The sequence below is a fragment of the Bacteroides sp. Ga6A2 genome (assembly GCF_000702225.1).
In the GTDB taxonomy this organism is placed as follows: Bacteria; Bacteroidota; Bacteroidia; order Bacteroidales; family Bacteroidaceae; genus Ga6A1.
In genome coordinates, this window is the sequence record NZ_KL370875.1 from 37,123 (window position 1) to 58,998 (window position 21,876).

The window sequence follows — 21,876 nt, forward strand, 5'->3', positions numbered from 1 at the left end:
TATAGGGAAGCTATATGCAGGGTATATGTAAGCTATATGTTGGCTATATGTAAGCTATATGTTGGGTATATGTAAGATATATGCAAGGTATAGCCAGATTAGGTGGAATTGAAGTAAGTCGATAGTAGGGGGGGCAAGAGGATAGGTGATGGGTAGGTTATGGTGAAGTTGAAGATGGGAAAGTTGAAATTTTTAAGCCAAGATAAAATCCTTGTCTCTAAGTCCCTTCAGTAGTAAATGAACGGAGTTCGAGCGACAAATTCGGCAGAACAAGGAGTTTGCTTGCAACTAGGGAGGGTGTGAAAATTCTGATCAGATTGGGCAGATTCTGCTTAATAGATGGCATAATAATGTATAGCCATTAGGGTTTATTTGCAACAAAAAAAGCCACTCCGAAAAAGAGTGGCTTTCCTTTTTATCTGAAGATAAATTAGTTTGCTGATTCAAACTCCTTGAGGAAGCGTACATCGTTCTCTGAGAACATACGCAAGTCCTTAATCTGGTACTTGAGGTTGGTGATACGCTCGATACCCATACCAAAGGCATAGCCCTTGTACTTCTTGCTGTCAATACCGTTAGCCTCAAGAACGGCTGGGTCTACCATACCGCAGCCAAGAATCTCGACCCATCCTGTGTGCTTGCAGAACGAGCATCCCTCGCCGCCGCAGATGTTACAGCTGATATCCATCTCGGCAGATGGCTCGGTGAATGGGAAGTATGAAGGGCGAAGACGAATCTTGGTGTCTGCACCGAACATCTCGCGCGCAAATGTAAGAAGAACTTGTTTGAGGTCGGTGAAACTTACGTTCTCATCAACATACAGACCCTCAACCTGATGGAAGAAGCAATGAGCACGTGCCGAGATAGCCTCGTTACGGTAAACACGTCCCGGACAGATAACACGGATAGGAGGCTGTGTGCTCTCCATTACGCGAGCCTGAACAGATGAAGTGTGTGAACGGAGGATGATATCTGGCTTGCTCTCAACGAAGAAAGTATCCTGCATATCGCGTGCCGGATGATCCTCGGCAAAGTTCATTGAAGAGTAAACGTGCCAGTCGTCCTCAACCTCAGGACCTTCAGCCATTGTAAAGCCAAGGCGTGAGAAGATATCGATGATTTCGTTCTTGACGATGGTTAGAGGGTGGCGCGTACCTATGGCGATAGGATAAGCCGTACGAGTAAGGTCGAGGCTGTTGTCGCCAGTCTCAACGCTGTCGAGTTGTTCCTTCAGCTCGTTGATTTTGTCGGTAACCTTCTGCTTAAGCTGGTTAACCTTCATACCAACCTCCTTTTTCTGCTCGGCTGGTACGTCGCGGAACTGATTCATCAACGAAGTAATCTCTCCCTTCTTGCTAAGGTATTTGATTCGAAGGGCTTCAACCTCTTCTGCGCTCTTTGCTTTTAGAGTGTCAACTTCTGCCAGAAGCTGTGCTATTTTGTCTAACATATACTGCTTAGAATAAATTATTTTCAAAAAACAAGTGCAAAGATAGTTATTTCTTTCTAAAAATCGCATCAATTCAAAATAAAAGCAGTAATTTTGTACGATTTTTTATTAAGCAGATGAATAAATTAGTGTATTCCTTTTTGCTGGCATTGTCGCTTTGTGCCTGCAACACTAAAAAAGGAGAGACAAATAGTAATTTTGAAGATTCAGACTCTGATTCTGTCGTTAACTTTAAAGATAGCATAGCCGGAATTATCGAAGAGCAGACCGTACCTAAAAGTGCTGATGAACTTTTCGACGACTTCATCTATGGATTCATGTCGAGCAAGAAGATGCAGAGGCAGCGCATCGCCTTCCCGCTCGAGGTGGATGAGTATGGCAAGACCAAGACCATAGAGGAGAGTGAATGGAAGATTGACCGGCTGTACAAGAATCAGGAGTTCTACACCGTGCTCTACGACAAGGTAAACGACTGCTCCGTAGAAAAGGATACATCTATATATCATGCTGTGGTTGAGTGGATTTACCTCAACGAGAACAGAGTGAAGAAGTACGACTTCAACAGAGGAAAGAACGGCGAGTGGAAACTCACGAAGATAATATACGAACGAATGTCGAAGAACGTGAACACCGACTTCCTGTCGTTCTACCAGAAATTTGCCACCGACTCGGCTTTCATGCGCGCGCATCTCGAAACTCCGCTCGAGTTCATCAGCGTTGACGAGGAGACGGGCGAGGACATAAAGGGCACACTTACGGCCGACCAGTGGTTCGACCTTCAGCCCGAAATGCCGAACGGCAGAATATCGAACGTTATTTATGGTCAGCAATACAAGAACCCTAATCAGAAGATTCTGTTTATGAGAGGCTTGGCCAACGGTATGATGCTCTCGTTCAAGTTCAAGAAGATTGGCGGAGAGTGGAAACTTGTATCATTTGTAAATTAAGTTGATGAAGGATATTTTAGACTATTCGCTGCTTGCTCACAACACGTTTGGCATTGACGTAAAATGCTCGCGGTTCTTTGAATACCGCACGGTTGCCGAGTTGCAGGATTTTATACGCGAATATAATGCCAACGGACGCAAGGAAAGACTCCTGCACATTGGCGGCGGCAGCAACCTGTTGTTTCTGAAGGACTTCGACGGAATAGCGCTGCACTCAAAAATGTTCGGCTACGATATACTCGAAGATTCTCCGTCGAGAATCCTTGTAAGGGTAGGCTCGGGCATTGTGTTCGACGATTTCGTGGCTCACGCCGTGGGCGAGGGCTGGTACGGAGCCGAGAACCTGTCGCTCATTCCCGGCGAGGTGGGAGCGAGTGCGGTGCAGAACATTGGAGCGTATGGCGTTGAGGCCAAGGATATTATCGAAGAGGTGAACGTCGTCTCGCTCGAAGACGGCAGCTATCACACCTTCTCTAACTCCGATTGCTGTTACGGCTATCGCGACAGCAAGTTCAAGCATGAGTGGAAGGGTAAGTACGCCGTCGTTTCGGTCGTCTACAGACTAAAACAGACGTTCGTCCCTAATCTCGAATACGGCAACATTGCATCAGCCATTCCCGATGACGGCAGAGAACTGACGGCAATACGACTGCGTCGTGCCATCATCGACATAAGAAAGAACAAACTGCCCGACCCGTCTGTGACGGGAAATGCAGGCAGTTTCTTCATGAATCCCGTTGTGGAGCGCGATGTATTCGAAAATCTGAAGACGCAATATCCCGACATACCGTCGTACCCTCAGCCCAACGGCAAGGTCAAGATTCCTGCCGGCTGGATGATAGACAAGTGCGGATGGAAGGGCAAGAGCCTCGGCAAGGCCGGAGTGTACGAAAAGCAGGCGCTTGTGCTTGTAAACAACGGAGGAGCAACAGGCGAGGATATCGTTGCACTGAGCAATGCCGTCTGCCAGAGCGTGAAAGAAAAATTTGGCATTGAGATAAGACCAGAGGTTAATTTTATATAAAAAAGAATTTTTTTGTCTGTTGGGTATGAAGTTGACGATTATGGGAAGCGGCACGAGTACAGGAGTGCCGGTGATAGGATGCAAATGCAAGGTGTGCCAGTCTGCCGACCCACGCGACCATCGTTACCGCGTGTCGGCAATGTTACAGACTGATGGCGGAGCGCACATACTGATTGATTGCAGTCCCGACTTCCGCGAGCAGATGCTTCAGAACCATTTCGACAAACTCGACGCAATACTCATAACCCACGAGCATTACGACCATGTTGGCGGACTCGACGATGTGCGTCCGTTCAGTTTCGCAAACGAGATGAACGTGTACACGCAGCATAACTTCGCCGTGAACCTGAAGAGCCGCATTCCGTATTGCTTTGTCGACAAGGACAAGCGCTATCCGGGCGTTCCGCTGCTTAACCTGTGCGACGTAGAGCCTCACAAACCCTTCGATGTTGCCGATGTGAGCGTGATGCCCTTCACGGTGATGCACGGCAAGATGCCTATTCTGGGTTTCAGGATAAACGATTTGGCTTTCATAACAGATATGAAGACGATAGCCGACGAAGATTTGCAGTATGTGCTCGGAGCCAAGACGCTCGTTGTGAACGTGCTAAGGATGCAGCGCGAGCATCACAGCCATCAACTGCTTCCCGAAGCCCTCGCGTTTGTCGAAAAGGTAAAGCCCGAAAAGGCTGTTTTCATACACATGACGCATGAGGTGGGGCTTCACGCCAACGTAAACGACGGTCTGCCAGCCAACTGCGAGTTTGCCTACGATGGCATGACTATTGAGTGTTAAAGTATAATTTCAAAGGATTACGACTATGTATTATGTTTCAAAAAGACTGGAGATTTCAGCATCGCATAGCCTGAGGCTGAACTACGAGAGCAAATGTTCCAATCTCCACGGACATAACTGGATAATAACGGTTTGGTGCAAATCGAAGACTCTTAACGAAAACGGAATGGTTATCGACTTCTCGGAGATAAAGAAGGCGGTTCACGCGCGTCTCGACCACGCCAATCTGAACGATATACTGCCGTTTAATCCTACTGCCGAGAATATCGCAAAATGGATTTGCGACCAGATTCCTTCGTGCTACAAGGTAGAGGTTAAGGAGTCGGAAAACAATACGGCAATTTTCGAGAAGGACGAAGACTGATTATTGAAGGTAAAAAGATGAGGGTAAACGAGATTTTTTATTCGCTTCAAGGTGAAGGCGTTAACAGCGGTGTGCCTATGATTTTCATCCGTCTGAGCGGATGCAATCTGAAGTGCAGTTTCTGCGACACCGAGCATTGGGATTTCGTGGAGATGAGTTTCGACGAGATTCTTGCCGCGCTGAAGTCGTTTCCGTGCCAGCGCGTTGTCATCACCGGCGGAGAGCCAACGCTCTCGTTCGATGAGCAATTTGTTGATTTTCTGCACAATAACGGCTATTGGATAGCTATCGAGACCAACGGCACACGCCTTGTTCCGGCAGGCATCGACTGGATTACCGTTTCGCCAAAGGCAGCCTTTGTGGGCAATGCAGGCACGCCTGTGGTTAAGAAGTGCAACGAACTGAAACTCCTCTTCGACGGCGAGCATCAGGTTGAGACCTTCGGCATCGATGCCGATTATTTCTGCCTTCAGCCGTGCGATGTGGGCGATGCCGAGCGCAACCGAAGCATAACGAGAGGCTGCATCGAATACATTCAGGCTCATCCCGAATGGCGACTTTCGTTGCAGACTCACAAAATGGTTGGAATACAGTAAAATACAGGCTCATCAAAAAAACGAAGAATATGAAACAGTTTAGGTCGTATCCGATAGTGGCAGTCCTTGTAATTTGCGGGGTGGTTAGTCTTGCCTCATGCACATCGAAAAAAGAAAATGCCGCAGAGCAGACCAATGTCGATTTGCAGCAATCTGATGGTATTACGGCAGAAATGGCATACGAGGGAGTGAACAACTATTGCCATATCGAATACGATTGGAGCGTGGCAAAGGAAAACCCTTCCATAATGTATGTAAAAATGGAAGAAGGGACGGACAAGGAGTTCAAGGTGGTGTTCCGCAGTTATACGGGTGCGCTTGTGAATTTTTACGTTGAGAAGTCAAGCGGCAAAACAAGAATTGTAGAATCGGTTCCTTCTCTTGGTGTAGAAGACGAGGTAGGTACGATAAATATATCCGACTACTTGGAGAAGAAAAAATAAGACTTTTGCATAGCATAAAAAATAGGAATAGCCTCTTTTCTCAAAGAGGCTATTCTTTAATAGTTTTTATCAACTATTTAATAGTTATGCAACGTTATGAAAAAGAAATGGCGTGTCTTCACAGACACGAAGCCAAATTGAACGGGATTCGCAAGTGTCAAAAGAACTCGCGAATGCGGTGCAAATATAGAGCAAATTTATCAATAAACAAAAAAAATGCCCTAAAAATTATGTTATTGCTGAAAAATCAGTCATTAACTAATAAAATGTCAGTAATAGTGTAATTTTTGTTAAAACGACTCAAATCAACGTGATGGCTTTTTATGCCTTTCAGTCTGCCAGTCTCGGTAAACTGCCAGATGCAGTAGTCGCAGCTCGGCTCTTTGCCATTGTAGTTGGCAATCATCAGCTTGTGCTTGTCTATCCGCTTACATTTCAGATACTTGTTGTAGAACCAGTCGTGCGTGTATATTATCGGCTTCTTGCCGTAATACTGCTCCATGAGGTCGAGAAGACGGATGAGACGCTTGCGCACCAGTTCGGGCGACTTATGATCGAGTGTCTCCACGTCGACAACCGGGATAAGGTCTTGCTCTGATTTCGGCGCAAGCTTCTTGAACTCATCGAAATGCCTTTCGGGACTTGTCATGGTGTGGTAGAAGATGTAGCTTCCCACCATGAATCCAGCCTTCTTAGCCTCTTCGAAGTTCCTCCTATAGTTCTCATCGGGGCGCGATGAGCCCTCTATCGCCTTTATGTACACAAACTGAATGTTAGGGTGCTTGTCTCTTACCTTCTCCCAGTTTATCTTGCCCTGATAGTGAGATACATCAATGCCGTCTACCACCTCGCCCTTGTCCACGCTGTCGTCGTTAGAGCCGAAGGTGCAGAATGCGATACAAACAACAAGAAGACTGGCAACGAGTGCCAGTCCCCATTTAAATTCCTTTTTGAGTCGTCTTTTTTTAGTCATATAAACATTTATTCAGTCCAGATGCTCTGCAAAGTAGGAGTCAGGAAGAACGACATCTCGTAGTCCTGATAAGGCAGCAGATAATCCTTCTCGGGGATTGCTCCCCAGCTGTTTACGCAGCCCATTCCCATCTGCTTTTTGTCTATGCATACCTCAACAAGCTTGTCCTTTTCGAGCAGTTCGCTGTGTCGCTGATGCTTGTCGGTGCCTTCGTCGAGCGTCTCAACCTTGTATGGCAGAACCGAAGCCGAGAAAGCCTCGTTGCTGCACACCGTGAGGGCGTTGTTGCGGTTGCTGCAAATCTCGATGAACTGCATGTCGGTGTGTGTGCCGCTCTCCTGTGGACGAGGGTAGAGGTTGTACTGCTTGTCAACGTTCTGCTGATATAGTCCCATGAAGGCAGAACTCTTGCGGTCGCAGTAGTTCTCGTGCGGACCTCTGCCAAGGAAGACAATCTTCTGGAAGTTGTCGGGCATCTGCATTCTCATGCCGAATCGGAAGAGGTTAGGAACGTCCTTCTTCGCGCCTGCCGTCATCTTTTGCGAAACCATCACCTCGCCGATGTTGCTAATCTCGTATGTAAGCGTGAGTGTTGCTTCAACCTCAGGAATATTGATGGTCGAAACCACCTTTACGCCTTGCTCGGCCTGCTGTGCCTCGACGTTTTTCAGTTCCATCTTCGGATTCTTCCAAACCACATATTTCTTCTGAAGTCCTGCGCCGAAGTCGTTGTCGGTTGGAGCGCGCCAGAAGTTAGGTTGAAGCGTGCAGCCCTGACCGATGTACGAGATGTGATGATAGTTGTATTTGCCAATCAGACCGTTCTTTTTGCTGATGGCAATGCTGAAATCCGTTCCGCTAACGATGATTGAGTCGTCCTGCTCGGTGAACTTAGCCTTCGCTGTTCGCGGATTGCTTCGTAAGGTGATGTGCTTGTCGAATGTCTCCTTTATTGTGAGTTGGTTGCGTGCAACGGTATATCCGGCAGGCAGAAGCGAGTTGCGATGCTTGTTCTTGATAAGGATATTCAGGTGGATATTTTCCGAATCCTTCAGGTCGCCAAGGTCGTAGCTAAGCTTCAGCGTCTTGCTATGCTGCGGCTCAATGTCGAGGTCGTCCACGATGCCAGTTTGCTCAACTGTTCCGTAGTTAACCAACTGCCACTCAAGATAATAGTCGCTCAGGTTAGTAAAGAAATTCTCGTTGAACAGCTTTATTTCGCCCTTGTTCAAGTCAACAGCCGATGCCCATACATTCTGGTAGAAGTGCTGAACCTCGTATGCCGTAGGATGAAGCGTTCTGTTAGCCTTTACGAAACCGTTGTCGCAGAAGTTGTTGTCGCTCGGGTCGGTGCTGTTGAAGTCGCCGCCGTAGGCGTAGAAATCCTTGCCGTCCTTATTCTTCCAGAGAATGTTCTGGTCGGCAAAGTCCCAGATGAATCCGCCCTGATATTTTTTCTTCGAGCGTATGATGTCCCAATACTCCTTGAATCCGCCGAGCGAGTTGCCCATGGCGTGAGCATATTCGCACTGGATGAGCGGACGGGGATTGTTCCCCTCGGAATATCTTATGCAGTCGGCATATCCGAAGTACATAGGGCAGAAGATATCGGTCTTGCCGTCCATTCCTGCCTGCTCGTACTGAACAGGGCGAGTTGTGTCCTCAGCCTTAATCCAGTCGTAGCACTGCTCAAAGTTAGGACCGTATCCAGCCTCGTTGCCCATGCTCCAGATGATGATTGAAGGGTGGTTGAAGTTGCATTGCACGTTGCGTTGGTTGCGCTCCATGTGAGCCAGTTTGTAGTGCTCGTTGCGCGCAAGAGTCTCCTTGCCGTAACCCATTCCGTGCGACTCCACGTTAGCCTCGCAGACAACGTAGATGCCATATCGGTCGCAAAGGTCGTACCAGTAAGGGTCGTTAGGATAGTGGCTTGTTCGCACGGCATTGATATTCAGTTTCTTCATTATCTGAATGTCTTGATACATACGGTCGTGGCTAACCACCGAGCCGTTGTTTGGGTCGAGTTCGTGGCGGTTCGTTCCCTTGATGAGCACAGGCTTGCCGTTTACCAGAAGGTTCTGGTCTTTAATCTCGATGGTTCTGAAGCCCGTATTCACCGGAATGATGTCGGTCTTTTCGCCTTTGCTGTCCTTGGTGTAGACCAGCACCTTGTAAAGATTCGGTGTTTCGGCAGTCCATTTCAGCGGATTGTCTATCTTTATCTCGGTAAGCGAAACGCCGTTCTTTGCAGCGCTTGCCTTCTGCGAAACAACGGTCTTGCCGTCTGGCGAAACAAGGTCGATGAAAATCTGCTTCGGACTGTTAGTCTTAACTTCGGCAGAGAGGATTCCGTTTGTGTAGTTCTGGTCGAGCCCAGCCTTAATTCTTACGTCCTGAATGTTCTTCTTGTCGCGCGCAAACAGAAAGCAGTCTCTCGTTATGCCAGAGAATCTGAAGCAGTCTTGGTCTTCGAGATACGAGCCGTCGCTCCATCTGAAACATTCTACGGCAATCAGATTCTTCTTTCCTGCGCTGATGTAAGGTGTGATGTCGAATTCGGCAGACAGACGGTTGTCCTCGCTGTATCCGACGTATCGGCCGTTTATCCACAGGTACATGTTTGAACTTGCCGCGCCGAAGTGTGCAATAATCTGCTTGCCGCTCCAGTGCTTCGGGATAACTATCTCGTGGCGGTACATACCAACATGGTTGTCCTTTACCGGAATAACCAGAGGGTCAGCCGTGCTGCCCTTGCTCCAAGGCCACCACGGATACTGCATGTTGGTGTATATCGGGTCGCCGAAGCCGTTAAGTTCCCAGTTTCCCGGAACAGGCATCGTGCCCCAGTCGCCGTCGTTGTAATTCTTTTTGTAGAAGTCGGAAATGCGCTCGTCGGCATTCATCACGCCCTTGAACTTCCAGTTCCCGTTTATGGGCATGAAGAAGCGTGAGTTCTGTATTCCGCTGTTCATGGCCTTTTCCGATTCGTACGAGAAGAATGATGTGTGCATAGGCAAGCGGTTAGCCTGATTAACCTCAGGAGTCTTCCACTCGCTCCGTTCCTGTGCGCCAGCGTTAGTCTGCACAGCCATTGAGCAGAAAAAAAGCAGGGCCATTTTTACTTTTGTTGTCATATATTATGGTATTTGTTAGGTTTTTCGAGCGCAAAATTAAGAAAACTCCTCATCTTTTTACATTTTTTTAGAAATAATTACGATAATTTTGTATTTAATTTAAAAATAGATATATTTGCAGATGTAAGTCTAACAGAATGAATTTCTGAATATGAAGAAGAGTTTTTTTATTTTTATAGCGATTATTCTATTGCCTGTGTTCGCAATGGAGGCGAAATCACAAGAGATAAAAGGGGGGCTGTCTATTGAATTTAGCGAATCTGATATGTTACCTAAATCAATAAATGTGCTTCAAAATATAAGGGTTGGCTGGAACTTGGGAAACACCTTCGAGGCTATTCCCGAAGAGACATCGTGGGGCAATCCGCGAACCAGCCAGAAACTCATTGACTTTGTAAAGTCGCTCGGCTTCAACGCAATACGCATTCCGATAGCCGTAAATGCACATACCGACAAGAACAACAACATCTCAAAGGCATGGCTCAAGCGAGTGGCTCAGGTTGTTGACTATTGCATAAAAGATTCGATGTACGTCATACTCTCGTGCAGTTATACCGAGGGCTGGATTAAATTCGACGGCGGAAAGGACTACGACCTTAAGCAGATTGTCGCCATCCGTAACATCTGGGAGCAGATAGCCATGCAGATGGCAGCGTACGACGAGCATCTGATTTTTGCCTTTGCTTCGCGACTCAGCGTGAGTGACATCTCGTATCTCGACAAGTTCATCCTTCTTCAGCAGAACTTCATCGATGCGGTGCGCCAGACGGGCGGTAAAAACATGTATCGCACGCTGCTCATCCAAGGACCTAACCTCGATATGGCAGAAACCGTAAAGTACATGCATTTGCCATCAGACTATAACGAAGGCTATTTGGGCGTTGAGGTGGCATATTACACTCCTTGGAATTTCTGCGGACTGAAGACCGACGAGTCGTGGGGCAATTACTCATGGTTCTGGGGCGAGAAAAACCGCCAGAAGAAGGTTGATGGAGTAGACCGTAACTCGCCCGGATGGAGCGAGGAAAACTATATGGGCGACTACTTCTCGCGAATTGGCAGAAAATTCGTACAGAAAGGTATTCCGGTAGTGATTGGAGAGTGTGGAGTTATCCATCGTTCGCTGCCAAATGCAAAACTTCAGAAGGCGCATGAAAATTCACGGTATCTGTATATGTTCGAATATACCAAGACGGCGCGCAACAACGGTATTGTGCCTTTCATCTGGGACGATGGGCAGAAGATCGACAACAATATGTGCATGATACGCCGTCAGGACTTTACAATCTTCGACAGCAACGTTCTGCAAGCCATAATGGACGGCGTTCAGAAAAGCGAATATCCTAAAAACAAGTAAAAACATAGATGCATACAAGAGAAGAGAAACTTCAGGCATTCGGCAGACTGCTGGATGTGATGGACACTTTGCGCGAAAAGTGTCCGTGGGACAAGAAACAGACATTTCAGTCGCTGCGCCCAAACACAATCGAGGAAACATACGAGCTGTGCGATGCTCTGCTGAGAGAAGACAAGTTTGAGATTAGCAAGGAACTTGGCGATGTTTTGCTGCACATTGTCTTCTACGCAAAGATTGGCAGCGAGACGGGCGATTTCGACATTGCCGACGTTTGCAACAAACTGTGCGACAAGCTAATCTACCGCCATCCGCATGTGTATGGCGACACTGTGGCAAACAACGCAAAGGAAGTGTGCGAAAACTGGGAGCAGTTAAAGGTAAAGGAGAAGGATGGCAACAAAACCGTACTTTCGGGCGTTCCGTCGGCATTGCCTTCGCTCATAAAGGCATACCGCGTTCAGGACAAGGCTCATAACGTAGGCTTCGACTGGGAACAGCCTGCCGATGTGTGGGACAAGGTTCACGAGGAGGTTGATGAGCTGAAGGCCGAGCTGGAGAAGGGCGACAAGGAAAACTCAACGGCTGAGTTTGGCGATTTTCTGTTCAGCCTCGTAAATGCAGCCCGACTCTATCACATCAATCCCGACACGGCGCTCGAACGTACCAATGCCAAGTTTATCAGGAGATTCGGCTACGTTGAGCAGCAGACAATAGCTCAGGGAAAGAACATGAAGGATATGACTCTTTCGGAACTCGATGCCTTGTGGAATGAGGCAAAATCGCTCGAAAAAGCCGATAAAAAATAAAATAAACCGTTATTTTTTTGCTTTTTTGTTAAAAATAGTTATCTTTGTGACTATCGAATTGAAGAAATTATTGTAAAACTTTAAAACAAAACTATAATGAAGAAAATCGTATCAATATTGATTTGCTCTCTCTTTGCTTTGGGGGCAAATGCACAGGGTTTCGATGCAAGTAAGAATTATCAGGGTGAGAACTTGCAGGCTTATATCGGACAGACAGTAAGAGTTCGTGCTAAACCAGCCGACAAGCAGGCTGTTGGTTACGGAAGCTTCTTTAAGGTTCCGAAGTTTGCCGGTGGCGAGGTTTATTCACCTAACGAGCAGGGTAATACCGAATATGCAGCACTTCGCGGACGCTTGTTCCACGTTGTTGACGTGTTCTCTCGTGAGGCTGATGCTGCCAACGGCGAGAAGGTAGGAGCATGGCAGACTCTCGACGCTACAAAGGTTTACTATCTGGTTATGACAAATGCCGATGATACAGTATATTATAAGTATCCTGACAAGGAGGCAAGCTATCAGCTTATCTCTGATGCTTACGTTGCTGCATCAAAAGAGGGCATGGTAGGCAACACTTACTGCCTTGTTAAGAAGTTCGCTTTCAGAAAGTACGGTTCAACAGAGACATTTGGTGCTGCAATCCCTTCAATGTGGACAGTTACAGACTTCGTATTGAATCCTGTTACTTGTGCCGGATTCATGTATAAGATTGAGAGCGACCAGGGTCAGGTTTCTACAATTTCTTTGCAGAATTTGCAGAAGGTATTCATCTCTAAGGCTCAGTTCATCGAACTTACAGAGAAGTATCCAACAGATTTCGACAAGGCTCTTAACGGCGGTCCTTATGTAGGTGAGCCAGAAGAATTGCTTGTTTTGAAGTGGGGACAGCCAGACAGCAAGGCTAACGGCATCTACACTTACAAGGCTAAGAAGTTTAGAGCAACAGTTAAGGCCGGCAAGGTTGCCGCTGTTGCTGCTATTAAGTAACAAGATAACTGAAAAAAAAGGAAGTGCTGCATGTTGGATTACATGCGGCACTTTTTTTCGGTAGATGCCGGTAAACTGAGTTAGTGCCAGACTTGGTCGGACCTGATATTGAAATCTGATATATTTTGGGAATGAAATTCATATATAGCCAATAAAAGACATCCCCATACTGGCTGTTTTAGAAATATTGCTGTCCGGTAAAATGACTATCTTTGCCCATGGTTACATAATTTATGATGTCAAAAGCAAAGGTAACCAAAAGGGCTGATACATCATTATATGTGTCAGCCCTAATTTTATCTTAACTCTAAAAGTTTACCGGACAGCAATATTTTAGAAAGGTCAGACTCTTGAACGCAAAAAAGAGGGACTGTACGCAAATTGGCGCAGCCCCCCTGAAGGTTATATGTGAAATAAAAGGTTAACTCCAATGAATACCGAATATTGCCAATGCTACGGCAAGGGTGAAGAGCACATTGAACGTCTGGGCACCCACGAAGGCCAATGTGGCTTTTTTGTTCTCCTTGTTGATGAGGGCGCGGAAATCGGTTTCAAGTCCGATTGACACAAAGCCGAGAGTGAAGAACAGCGTCTGTAGTGCCTTCAGACTTTTACTGAGTGGAGCATAGCCCTCACCGGCAAAGAACAGCGAGAATACCAGCGAAGCCAGCACAAAGCCGATGACAAACTTAGGGAAGCGGTCCCACAGTAGGTGGGCTGAAGGCTTCTGGCCGTCAAGACCTGTCTTGTTTTGGCTGGTTGCTGCCCAGTAGATGGCAATGGCAAAGGCTGCAACGCCCAGAAGCACATTCTGCGAGAATTTAACAATGGTGGCAATTTTAACAGCCTCGTCGCCGTAGATAGTGCCTGTGGCAACTACGGCTCCAGTGGTGTCGATAGTACCGCCTATCCATGCCCCGGCAAGAGTGTCGTTCAGTCCTATGAGATGGGCGAGGAAAGGCATGAGTACAATCATCGGAACGGCGATGACGAGTACCAGTGAGACCACAAACGAGAGTTTCTTTGAATCGCCCTTGATTACTCCGGCACTGGCTATGGCTGCGGCCACGCCACAGATTGATACGCCGCTCGACATCATCAGCGCGAGTTCCTTGTCAATTTTCAGACGGCGGAACAGCCAGAAGGCAAAGTTCCACACGGTAAACACAACGATGACGGCCTGAATGAGTCCGAGAGCACCGCTCTTGAGCAGGTCTTGGAAAAAGATGGTAGTGCCTAACAGAATGAGTCCGATTTTTACGTACAGTTCGGATGCCAGAGCCTTTCTTATCCAAGCCGGAGTGCCCCAGATGTTGTTGATTAAAAGGCCGATGATGAGCGAGAAAATTACCGCCTCGAGTCCGAGATTGTTTACGGCCGAGTTTCCGCCGATGGTGAGAGCCGCAACGGCTATGGCAAACAGCGGCAGAAAGCCTATAGTGTTTTTTATATTCTTGCCCTGTAGCAGGAATATTACGGCAACAGCCACATAACTGATGATGCCGAATGTTATGATGCCTGCAAGATTCTGGTTGGCAAATACATTACCAAGTTCAGATAATCCGTTCCAAGCATATTTTACGGGTGTTGCCGCCCATCCGACCGAGACGAACGCTGTTACGGCTATCACAATGACAAGCAGTCCGATGATGGTTGCTATCCAGTCTTCCGACAGATTGATTTTGTTTGCTTTGCTCATAAGATTCTTTTTTTACAGATTGTTCTTTATTTCAGTTTCGAGTTGCTCCTTGGTGGTCCTTCCGCGATGCTCCCATGCTATCTGACCGTGTTTGTAGATGCGAAGGGTTGGGAGAGTCTTGATATTCTGTGTCTTGATTACGTCGAGGTTCTCGTCAAGTTCAATGCTTACCACCTTAACTTTGCCGTCAAACTCATTCTTCAGTTCCTCGATTGTAGGCTGAAGTTTGAGACATCCTGGGCAATGGCGTGAGGCAAAATCGACAAACACCACTTCGTTGTTTTTCAGCAGTTTCTCAAAGTATTCCGGAGTGAATTCGCCCTTTTGCGCCTTTGAATAGACGGGATATCCGGCTCCAACCCATCCAGAGATGCCTTCGGGCAGATAATATACTTGGGCGAATCCCTTCTCCTTTAGTTTCTTTGCCAGCGATACGCTTCGGCCTGGCCCGATAGAATAGGTGATGGTTAGAGCGTTAGGGTCGAGCGTACTGATAACTTTGTTTAGTGCAACGCTGTCGCGTACTGGCGCCTGAACGGCTCCGCGAAGATGGTTTACTGCAAATTCGTCGGCTCCGCGGGCATCGAGAATCTGAACCTTTTTGGCTGCAACGATTTTTTCGTACACTTCTTTTGTTGTAGCAGTCTGCTGCAACTTCTGTGCATAGACAGACAGGCTGAGTGTCAATAGTAATAAACTTGTGCTAAGAATTTTCATTTTATCAACTTTTTAAACGGTTAATAATCGTATTTTTCTTTATTTTCTGGCATTTCCCGGAGCATTGCGCTTATTGAAGAAATCCTTGAAATAGTCGAAGTCAACCACGCCGTTTTCCTTCGTCCACTTGTTGTACTGTTTCTGTAGGCGCTCAACAATATCCTTGTGAGACGCTGCGAGGTCGTTGTTCTCGCTTCGGTCTTCCTTGATGTTGTACAGTTCGGTTGTCTTTGTGCGGTAATTGTATACGAGTTTCCAGTCACCGTCTCTTACCGCGCTGTTGCCGGCACGCTCCCAGAACAGAGGCGATGTGCGCTTTACTTGCTCAGCCTTGCCAAACAGAACAGGAGTAAGGCTCTTGCCCGGAAGAGCATTGGTTGAGTGTCCCTTATATGTCTTTGGATATTCTGTCTTGGCCAGATCGTAGAATGTTGGGGCAAGGTCGATGATGTGTCCTATGCCGTCGACAATCTTTCCTGCCGGGATGTGTCCCGGATACCATGCTATGAAAGGCGCGCTTATTCCGCCCTCGTAAGGAGCATTCTTGTACTCGCGCCAAGGCGAGTTGCCAGCCTGCGACCAGTTGCTGTTCTGTGTGTGCCATGAGCCGGGTGTTCCCACTTCGCCCGATTTGTTTTGCTCAAGAGTGCGTGCATCGCTGCCGCCCTGTGCACCGTTGTCCGACAGGAATATGATGAGCGTATTGTCGTATCGGCCCACCTCTTTCAGTTTTTTGCTTATTCGGCCGATTTCTTGGTCAACACGGTCTATCATCGAAGCGAATACCTCCTGTCTGCGTTCGTAGAACTTCTTTTCGTCATCAGGAAGAGAAGCCCATTCCCTCACACGGTCGTCGTGTTTTGCCAGCGTAGTGTTCTTGTCAATCACGCCAAGTTTCTTGGCATTTTCAAATCTTCTTTGGCGCAGCACGTCCCATCCTTCGCTGTACACGCCCTTGTATTTCTCTATGTCCTCAGGCTTAGACTGCAAAGGCCAATGCGGAGCGTTGAAGGCAAGGTATAGGAAGAAAGGATTGTCCTTTTTCGAAGCCTCGTCGATGAAGTCGATGGCATGTGTGGTGATGCTCTCGGTCAGATATTCGCCTTTCTTCAAGGCAAGACGGCTGTTGTCGAGATAGAGCGAGTCGTTGAAGTTGAAGTGGTTGCCCGGATTGTCAGACTGTCCTTCGGGACGTGCATAGTAGTCGTGGCCGCCTCCGCCAAAACCGAAGAAATGGTCGAATCCACGTTGGTTTGGCAGTTGTCCCAGTTTGTCGCCTACGTGCCATTTGCCCGACATCAGAGTTGTGTATCCGGCCTGCTGAAGCACTTCGCCAAATGTGAGCGACTCTTGGTTCAGATAACCCTGATAAGGAGGCAGTCCGAGGTCAACATTAAAGTATCCTACTCCTGCTTTGTGCGAGAACTGTCCGGTTATGAGCGATGCCCGTGTAGGGGCACTGATAGAGTTGTTGTAGAACTGGCGGAAGCGTATACCCTCGCTTGCCAGACGGTCGAGGTTTGGAGTGTGTATTTCAGATGCTCCGTAGGAACCAATGTCCGAGAAGCCGAGGTCATCGACCAAGATGAGTATGATGTTTGGACGCTGTTCGTTCTTCTGTGCGCTGGCCATAGCCGGCATTAGGGATGCTGCAATTCCTGTAGCGATGCCCACCGAATTCATTGTTACAAAATTTTTCATAAGTCTTCTGTGGTATTATTCCCAGTCTGGGTTTTGTTTTAAATTAGGGTTTAAGTCAATCTCTCTTTGAGGAACAGGGAAATGTATGTGCTTTGGCTGTGCCTGAGTCTTTCCGGCAGCCTTGAGCATCTTGACGTAATATTCTGCTCCTCGGCGCGAGAGGTCAAACCATCTCTGGTGCTCGTATATGAACTCCTTTCTGCGCTCCTGAAATACCGAGTCGCGGAAGTTGTCTTGCGACAGGGCAGGGGCAACGTCTGCCAGTTTTGAACTTCCTGCGCGCGAACGTACCTTGTCAACCGCATTGTAGGCCTCGGCTGTAGGGCCGTTTAGTTCGTTCAGCGCCTCGGCATAGATTAGCAGAATCTCGGAATAGCGGAAATAAGGGAAGTTTACCGATGACTCCTTTGGATTGCTGTTCGCATTCTCGTCGTGATATTTGTTCAGAAGTGGCACGCGCAGATGATAGTTCTTGCCGTCTACAGGGCTTACGATGTCGGTTACGAACGATATGTCGCGTCGCACGTCGGTTGGCTCGAAACTGCCGTACAGGTCGCTTCCCTGATGATATGCGTCGGCATTCTCTCCGCTTATTCCCGGCACCTCGTTTGTTGCCGATCTGACGGCGAGATAGTTGCCCACATAGTTTGAATATCCCTGATACTGAACCGAGAAGATATGCTCCTTGCCGTTCTTTGTTGCAGGATTGAAAGCATCGGCAAAGTCGTCGAACAAATCATACCAGCCGGTGTCGATAACTTCCTTGGCCTTGTCGGCTGCCAATTGCCATTGCTGACGGGTAAGATATACCTTTGACAGAAGAGCCTTGGCCGAGCCGGCAGTAGCGCGTCCCACATCGCTTGATGAATAGCCGTCGGGGGCAGGCAACTGTTCTGCGTCTTTGAGATCACTGATAATCTGCTCGTACACCTCATCCTCGGTAGCCTGCTTTATGTTCAGGCTCTCGGTAGATAGAGTTGTGGTTTCGTGAAGCACGAGAGGTATGTATTTGAACCATCTAATGAGGTTGAAATAGTGAAGTGCCCTCAGGAATTTGGCCTCGTTTACGAGTCGTTTCTGCACGTCGGCTGATATGTTGTTCGGTGAAATGGCTGAAATCTTGTCGATGGCTATGTTGGCACGGTTTATGGCTTTGTAACTTTCAAGCCAAAGTTCCTCCATGCGGTTGTTCGACACATCGTGGGTAAGGTTTGAGATTGCGCGCACGTGCGAGTTTCGGGCTCTCGGACCGGCCTCATAGTCGTCGGTGGCCATCTCCACTCCGATTTGTATCAGACCGTTGTAGAGCGATTGTCCGGCATCGTAGTGCAGTGTCTCATATACTGCGTTCACGGCCGAGATGGCATCGGCCTCTTTTGTATAGAAGTTTTCGGCAACAAGGCTTGAAGACGGCTCCTCATCAAGACTGACGCATGATGAAAGCGATAGGGCTATTGTGCCGGCAAGAAATAAATATCCGATATTTTTCATATTAGTCATCTTTCATTAAAAATTTAACAATATACCGAAGTTATAAGAGCGTGCTACAGGATATATTCCGTAGTCGGTACCTTGCGATACGGTGTTGTCGCCTGAAGTAACCTCTGGGTCGAAGCCCGAATACTTGGTAAGAGTTATGAGATTGGTTGCCGATACGTAGAGGCGCAGGGCCGACAGACCTATAGATCTCGCAATCTTTTTGTTGAAGTTGTATCCTAATGTCAGGTTCTTGACTCTCACGAACGAGCCGTCCTCGACAAAGCGGTCGGAGAATATAGGAGCCGGATCGAGTTTTGCCCTTGGCAGGGTAGTGCTTGGATTAGAGGTTGTGTAGCGGTTAACAGCCTCGGCTGCTGCATTCTGCTGGCCCGTATAAAGTGCCAGATATTGCGCGTTCTGGTTGAAGAGTTTGTTTCCCACCTGACCGGTAATCTGAATGTTAAGGTCGAATCCTTTGTATTCGAAGTTGTTGTTCAGACCAAAGATGAAGTCGGGCTGTGCGTTGCCAATGTCAGTACGGTCGCCAGATGTGGTATATGTTCCGTCGTCGTTGATGTCTTTGTACAGTTGGTCGCCGGCAACAGGCTCGGCCAGACCGGTGTATGTTCCCTTTGTCTCAATCTCGTCGGTTTGCAGAATTCCGTCTGTTACCGAGCCGTAGAATGTGCCCAGAGGCTTGCCGACCTCAACAATGTAGTTTCCGCTTGTGTACGATGTGGCACCGTTGCCAAGACTGAGCACCTTGTTGCGGTTTAGCGAGATGTTGAACGACGTATCCCATTTGAACTTACGAGTGAAGTTGTGGCTTGTCACGGCAAATTCGAAACCTTGGTTAGATACCGAACCGAAGTTTTGGAGTGACGAACTGAAGCCCGATGTCCATGGAATCTCCACGCTCAGCAGCAGGTCGTGTGTCTTCTTGTAGTAATAGTCGGCACTAATTTGCAGGCGGCCGTTCAGAAAATCAGAGTCAATTCCGAGGTCGAATTGTGCAGTGCTTTCCCATCCCAGTTTGCTGTTTGAGATGCGCGTAGGACTGAAACAAGTAACCTTCTGACCGAAAAAGTACGACGAACTGGCGAGGGTGGCAAGCGACTGGTAGTTTCCGATTTCCTGATTGCCGGTAACGCCGTAACTTGCACGCAACTTGAGGTTGCTGATGGTTCTTGCTACAGGTGCGAAGAACTCCTCCTTGCTCACAGCCCACGAACCGCCTACAGATGGGAACACGCCCCACTTGTTGTCTTTTCCGAAACGTGAAGAGCCGTCGGTACGCAGACTGGCCGAAATGAAGTACTTCTCCTTGAAGTTGTAGTTGATGCGGCCGAGATATGAAATCAGCGAATTCTCGCTTTCCGATGAACTTGGTGTAAGAGTTATAGAACCGCTCTCCAGACTGCTACTCTTCAGTTTGTCGGTCACGAAGTTCGAAGAGCCTGTCTTGGCAATCTCAACATGGTCTTGCTGTTGTGTAAAGCCGAGCAGAACGTCAAAATGATTATCCTTAATGCCGAAGTTGTATGTCAGCGTATTCTCGTTAAGCCACGAATATCGGTTAATGAAACCAAGTTTGGCAATACCGTCGGAGGCGCTACCCTCGTAGATGTAAGACGGAACATAACTGTTCTCCTTTGTATTTTCGGAGTTCACGCCAAACTGAACCTTTAACTTCAGGTTCTTTATAATCTCCCATTCCGAGAACGCCGTTGCCAGAATGTTGCTTTTTATGTTTTTGTTTGTCTGCTCCTTGAGCGATGCAATAGGGTTGGAAAACTCCATTTCGAACGGATTTCGCAGCGTGTAACTGCCGTCGGCCTCGTAAATCGTAGCTGTCGATGGCATAAGTATGATGCTGCTGACAACGCTGCTTGGGGCAACATTGGCCTTTGAGCGTGAAAGCGAGACATTTACGCCCACGTCTATCGATTTTGACACCTTGGCAAAGATGTTTGCGCGGCCGCTTAGACGCTCGTAGTCTGTGTTGATGATGATACCATCCTGATTGTAGTATCCCCCCGAGAGAGCATAACTTATTTTGTCAGAGCCTCCTGATATCGACAACTGATGATTGGTCTGGAAGGCGTTGCGGAAAGCCTCGTCCTGCCAGTCCGTGCCATTGCCGAGTGCATCGATTTCAGCCTGACTCTTGTACTGGTATTCTCCAAGGTTAGGATATGTTACGGCCAGCACTTCGTTTCGCAGAATGGCAAAGTCGTGAGCGTTGATGACGTCGTACTTCTTTCTGAGCGACTGCCAGCCCACGGTTCCTTCGTACGAAACCTTGGTCTTTTGGTTGAACGTTCCCTTCTTGGTTGTTACGATGACAACTCCGTTTGCGCCGCGAGAACCATATATGGCTGTGGCCGAAGCGTCTTTCAGTACCGTGATAGAGGCTATGTCGCCCGGATTTATTGATGCAAGCGGATTGGTTGCAGAGCCGCTCGTTGCTCCTGCCGATGTGTTGTCGCTGTAGATAGGGAATCCGTCGATGACATACAAAGGCTCGTTACCGCCCTGAACAGAACTTCCGCCACGTACTCGTATGCTTACTCCGCCGCCGGGCTGACCGCTTGTAGGTGTAACCTGTAGTCCGGGAATCGTTCCCGAAAGGGCAGAGTTGAACGAAGAAGTGGATACATTCTTTATGTTGTCTATGCTAACAGCCGAAACTGCTCCGGTAAGGTCGGCCTTCTTTTGTTTGCCGTAGCCTATGACAACAACGTTCTCGATGGCATTGAAATTCTCGTTGAGGCTTATCTCAATCTCATCGTTTGTGACCTCGTAGACATCAATTTCCTCATTGTTGTAGCCCGTATAACTTACAACGAGGGCGGTAGGATAATGCTTTACGTTGATGTTGAACTTACCGTCTATGTCGGTCGTTGTGCCTGTTGTAGTATTTTTGTCTCCCTTAATGCTGACGTGTGCTCCGATAATCGGTTCCTGAGTGCGTGAGTCCACCACTTTGCCTTTTAGATTCTGGGCAAGAGTAGTGATGCTTCCAACAATCAGCGACACCGCAATCAGCAGATATCGAAGAATTTGCTTATTCCTTTTTACCTCTGTCATGTTTTGTGTTTTTTAACCCAAATCGGTCATTAGAAATTTTGCCTTACATAATGTTCAGATAAGTATCCGGAGCCTATAAAAATATAAGCATAAAGTGCTAATGATTGACTCTGAATGATTAAACCAACTTACATTTTGCTACTTATTTTTTCTAATGACCGTTTTGGGTTTAATGATTAATATTCGTAAATTCTAAGATTTTGTTTTTTGTTTGGTGCAAAATTATGGGGATTTCGTATATCGTAAAATCCCCCCCGTGCGGTATATTGAAAACAAAAGTTAGGTATGAAAAATGCCCACCGCATAACCATGTAGT

At 47.6% G+C, this 21,876-nt stretch carries 17 protein-coding genes; 9 read left to right on the forward strand and 8 right to left on the reverse strand.

The window, feature by feature from the left end; all coding sequences use genetic code 11:
* Window positions 1-430: 430 nt before the first annotated feature.
* Window positions 431-1,450, reverse strand: coding sequence for a phenylalanine--tRNA ligase subunit alpha (locus T538_RS0116375; protein WP_031535831.1), 1,020 nt, complete (start codon window positions 1,448-1,450; stop codon window positions 431-433).
* A gap of 116 nt (window positions 1,451-1,566) precedes the next feature.
* On the opposite strand from T538_RS0116375, the gene T538_RS0116380 reads away from it, so the two are divergent.
* The 6 genes from T538_RS0116380 to T538_RS0116405 are packed head-to-tail and all read left to right on the forward strand — an operon-like array spanning window position 1,567 to window position 5,620.
* The gene (locus tag T538_RS0116380) at window positions 1,567-2,397 is read left to right on the forward strand and encodes a DUF4348 domain-containing protein (RefSeq protein WP_031535830.1); all 831 of its coding nucleotides are present in this window, start codon (window positions 1,567-1,569) and stop codon (window positions 2,395-2,397) included.
* 4 nt (window positions 2,398-2,401) lie between these two features.
* The gene (murB, locus tag T538_RS0116385; protein WP_031535828.1) at window positions 2,402-3,421 is read left to right on the forward strand and encodes a UDP-N-acetylmuramate dehydrogenase; all 1,020 of its coding nucleotides are present in this window, start codon (window positions 2,402-2,404) and stop codon (window positions 3,419-3,421) included.
* 25 nt (window positions 3,422-3,446) lie between these two features.
* On the forward strand, window positions 3,447-4,217 hold the full coding sequence (locus T538_RS0116390; RefSeq protein WP_031535827.1) for an MBL fold metallo-hydrolase: 771 nt from the start codon (window positions 3,447-3,449) through the stop codon (window positions 4,215-4,217).
* A 25-nt stretch (window positions 4,218-4,242) separates the two neighbouring features.
* Window positions 4,243-4,581 carry a 6-carboxytetrahydropterin synthase QueD gene (gene queD, locus T538_RS0116395; protein ID WP_031535825.1) on the forward strand — a complete coding sequence of 113 codons (339 nt, stop codon included), beginning with the start codon at window positions 4,243-4,245 and terminating at the stop codon, window positions 4,579-4,581.
* Window positions 4,582-4,598: 17 nt separating this feature from the next.
* Window positions 4,599-5,177 (forward strand): 7-carboxy-7-deazaguanine synthase QueE, encoded by a 579-nt coding sequence (locus T538_RS0116400; protein WP_031535823.1) that lies wholly within the window; start codon window positions 4,599-4,601, stop codon window positions 5,175-5,177.
* A gap of 29 nt (window positions 5,178-5,206) precedes the next feature.
* Complete coding sequence (locus tag T538_RS0116405) at window positions 5,207-5,620, forward strand: hypothetical protein (RefSeq protein WP_155993329.1); 414 nt, start codon at window positions 5,207-5,209, stop codon at window positions 5,618-5,620.
* 247 nt (window positions 5,621-5,867) lie between these two features.
* Here T538_RS0116405 and T538_RS0116410 read toward each other — a convergent pair whose 3' ends face one another.
* Window positions 5,868-6,593 (reverse strand): glycoside hydrolase family 25 protein, encoded by a 726-nt coding sequence (locus T538_RS0116410; protein WP_051656197.1) that lies wholly within the window; start codon window positions 6,591-6,593, stop codon window positions 5,868-5,870.
* An 8-nt stretch (window positions 6,594-6,601) separates the two neighbouring features.
* Window positions 6,602-9,709, reverse strand: coding sequence for a glycoside hydrolase family 2 TIM barrel-domain containing protein (locus T538_RS0116415; protein WP_031535816.1), 3,108 nt, complete (start codon window positions 9,707-9,709; stop codon window positions 6,602-6,604).
* A gap of 304 nt (window positions 9,710-10,013) precedes the next feature.
* Here T538_RS0116415 and T538_RS0116420 point away from each other — a divergent pair, with 304 nt between their 5' ends.
* From T538_RS0116420 to T538_RS0116430, 3 genes are all read left to right on the forward strand, one after another.
* Complete coding sequence (locus tag T538_RS0116420; RefSeq protein WP_051656198.1) at window positions 10,014-11,084, forward strand: glycoside hydrolase family 5 protein; 1,071 nt, start codon at window positions 10,014-10,016, stop codon at window positions 11,082-11,084.
* 8 nt (window positions 11,085-11,092) lie between these two features.
* Window positions 11,093-11,890 (forward strand): nucleoside triphosphate pyrophosphohydrolase, encoded by a 798-nt coding sequence (mazG, locus tag T538_RS0116425; protein ID WP_031535813.1) that lies wholly within the window; start codon window positions 11,093-11,095, stop codon window positions 11,888-11,890.
* A gap of 96 nt (window positions 11,891-11,986) precedes the next feature.
* Window positions 11,987-12,874 (forward strand): hypothetical protein, encoded by an 888-nt coding sequence (locus T538_RS0116430; protein WP_031535811.1) that lies wholly within the window; start codon window positions 11,987-11,989, stop codon window positions 12,872-12,874.
* 421 nt (window positions 12,875-13,295) lie between these two features.
* Here the strand turns inward: T538_RS0116430 and T538_RS0116435 are convergent, their stop codons facing one another.
* From T538_RS0116435 to T538_RS0116455, 5 genes are read right to left on the reverse strand one after another with little or no spacing between them, the layout of a single operon-like run.
* The gene (locus T538_RS0116435; protein WP_031535808.1) at window positions 13,296-14,573 is read right to left on the reverse strand and encodes a YeiH family protein; all 1,278 of its coding nucleotides are present in this window, start codon (window positions 14,571-14,573) and stop codon (window positions 13,296-13,298) included.
* Between the two features lie 12 nt (window positions 14,574-14,585).
* Window positions 14,586-15,290, reverse strand: a complete 705-nt coding sequence (locus T538_RS0116440) for a thioredoxin domain-containing protein (protein WP_081835064.1) — start codon at window positions 15,288-15,290, stop codon at window positions 14,586-14,588.
* Between the two features lie 39 nt (window positions 15,291-15,329).
* On the reverse strand, window positions 15,330-16,991 hold the full coding sequence (locus T538_RS0116445) for an arylsulfatase (RefSeq protein ID WP_051656199.1): 1,662 nt from the start codon (window positions 16,989-16,991) through the stop codon (window positions 15,330-15,332).
* Window positions 16,992-17,006: 15 nt separating this feature from the next.
* On the reverse strand, window positions 17,007-18,491 hold the full coding sequence (locus T538_RS0116450; protein WP_197025811.1) for a RagB/SusD family nutrient uptake outer membrane protein: 1,485 nt from the start codon (window positions 18,489-18,491) through the stop codon (window positions 17,007-17,009).
* A gap of 6 nt (window positions 18,492-18,497) precedes the next feature.
* Window positions 18,498-21,560: a SusC/RagA family TonB-linked outer membrane protein gene (locus tag T538_RS0116455; protein WP_031541555.1), complete on the reverse strand. Its 3,063-nt coding sequence runs from the start codon at window positions 21,558-21,560 to the stop codon at window positions 18,498-18,500.
* Between the last annotated feature and the right edge of the window lie 316 nt (window positions 21,561-21,876).